We start from the raw sequence: 1,667 nt of genomic DNA on the forward strand, positions 1-1,667 counted from the left end.
TAACCTCGAAATTTCGTGACGGCTCGTCAGGTCAACTGGTGGGCTGTTGCGCTTTGTTGGGCCGGGTGCGGGCAGGTTGACGGCCCGGCTGTCGCGTCGGGTGGGCGCCGGGTTCCACGGCTCCGGGTGGGTTGGTGCTGCTCGTCGGGACGGGAGTCTGCTGGTCAGTCAGGGTTCGGGAGGGCGTCGAGCCTGGCCAGGGCGCTGGTGATCACGTCGGTCCAGGGCCAGTGGTCGGCGAATCTGAGGTGCCGGCGACGGGCGGTGGTCACGAGCTGGGCGGCGGCGGAGAAGAGGCGGATCCGTAGCCGGCGGGGCTCCCAGAGCCGGGCCTTGTCGGTCAGCGCGAGCATCGGCATCCAGGCCAGCAGGTCGAGTGCGAGCTGGACGATCTCCAGCCAGATCTGGTTCTGCGCGGCGTCATGGAGGGGCAGGTTGCGCAGGCCGGTGGCGCGGGCGTTTCGGATGCGGTCCTCGGCGCGGGCGCGTTGGCGGTGGCGTAGCTCCAGGGCCTCGATCTTCTCGCCGGTGGTGTTGGTGGCAAAGCAGGTAAGCCGCAGTCCGTCGGCGTCGGTGAACCTCAACTGGGCGCCGGGGTGGGGTCGTTCCTTGCGGACGATCAGCCGTATCCCCGTCGGCCAGCCCTTGAGGACGTCACCGTCGAGCTCGGCGACCCAGGCTCCGTCGCGGATGGATCCGTCCGGCTCGACGGCCACCGTCCAGGCAGAGGCGGGAACCCGAAGGGCGGCGTGGTGGATGGCGTCGGTGATGGTCATCCCGACCGAGTAGGACAGCCACCGGCCACGCTTCGCGAGCCAGGTCACGAACGCGTGGGTGCCGCCGCCGGAATCGGTACGGATCAGCGTCCGGCGTCCGCGCCGGTAGGTCTTCGGCAGTTGGGCCAGGGCGAGCCCCGCGGTGGTGATGTGGTCGGCGGCAGTGTTGGATCCCGCGTTCCCCGGCCGCAGCAGGGCCGCGACCGGCTCCCCGTTCCCACCCGGGCCGTGGTCGACGAAGGCCAGCAGCGGATGGTGTCCGAACGTCTTCTTCCAGGTCGCAGCAGCGTCCTGCTTCTCGGAGTGGGCCAGCACAAGCACCCCGTCGATGTCCACGATCATCTGCCCGCCCGCGTTCGGGGCCGCCACCCCGGCCAACTCCCAGACGTGCTCGCGGACATGGGCGCGTGCGGTACGGATCGCGGTCAGGGCCTTCGGCCCGGCCGACGCGAGGACGCCGATCAGGCGGGAGACGGTGGGATCCGAGGCCACCGCCCCGAACACGGCTGGCTCGGCACGCAGCATGCCGACATCGGCCAGGCAGTCTCCGCCGAGCGCGACCGCCAGGGCCACATCCAGCAGGATCTTCCCCGGATCGTGCACCGCCCGCGGCTTGCGCCACGGGGCCAGGGCCGCCGATATCGCCTGATCCAGCCCGGCCTTGCGGACGGTCTCGACCAGCAGGACACCGCCCGCCTGCGAGACCACCGCCCGACCGCCGCCCCCGACGCGGACACGTGGGTAGGAACCGATACGCTTCTTCACCTGGAAAGTGCCTCCGACGGTGGCAGGAACAAGGACCTCGACAATCCTCATTCTCGCTGGTCAGAGGCACTTTTCGTTTGCCTGATCACCCGTCGGACACCGGCCTTCATGAAAGCCCGAGGCTAA

The 1,667-nt window shown here is 69.9% G+C and carries 1 protein-coding gene; it reads right to left on the reverse strand.

The window, feature by feature from the left end:
* Positions 1-164: 164 nt before the first annotated feature.
* Positions 165-1,541, reverse strand: coding sequence for an IS1380 family transposase (locus IE269_RS42620; RefSeq protein ID WP_189828755.1), 1,377 nt, complete (start codon positions 1,539-1,541; stop codon positions 165-167).
* Between the last annotated feature and the right edge of the window lie 126 nt (positions 1,542-1,667).

Source organism: Streptomyces spiroverticillatus (genome assembly GCA_014650415.1).
Lineage (GTDB): Bacteria > Actinomycetota > Actinomycetes > Streptomycetales > Streptomycetaceae > Streptomyces > Streptomyces spiroverticillatus.